We start from the raw sequence: 419 nt of genomic DNA on the forward strand, positions 1-419 counted from the left end.
GCGGCTCCATGAATTTCTACGCTACGTTCATCGGCCTCTTCGGCGGCTTCTGGTTAACCCACAACCTGCTCGGCGCGCTTATCGGCGGCGCCCTCGGTTTCATGTTCGACGCCAGCCGCCAGCAGAGCCAGCGCCGGCGCGCGCCCGCGCAAGGCGGCTACATCTCGCCGCTGTTCGCGCTGATCGGCGCGGTGGCCAAGGCGGACGGACGCATCTCCGAAGCGGAGATCGCCATCGCCGAACGCCTCATGGCGCGCATGGGCCTGGACCAGGACCAGCGTACGGTTGCGGTCGGCGCGTTCAACGAAGGCAAGCAGCCGGAGTTCAACGCGGCCGAGGTGATCGACGAGCTGCGCCAGTGGGTCGGCCATCGCCGCGACCACGCTTTCCCCGTGATCGATGTCGTCATCGAGACGGTG

At 67.3% G+C, this 419-nt stretch carries 1 protein-coding gene; it reads left to right on the plus strand.

The window, feature by feature from the left end; translation table 11 throughout:
- Positions 1 to 419, plus strand: a 419-nt coding sequence (locus tag CBX98_RS25490; protein ID WP_197710249.1) for a TerB family tellurite resistance protein, incomplete at both ends; no start/stop codon positions are given.

Origin of the sequence: Vibrio sp. T9, from assembly GCF_003123985.1 — a bacterium.
Classification (GTDB): domain Bacteria; phylum Pseudomonadota; class Gammaproteobacteria; order Enterobacterales; family Vibrionaceae; genus Vibrio; species Vibrio diabolicus.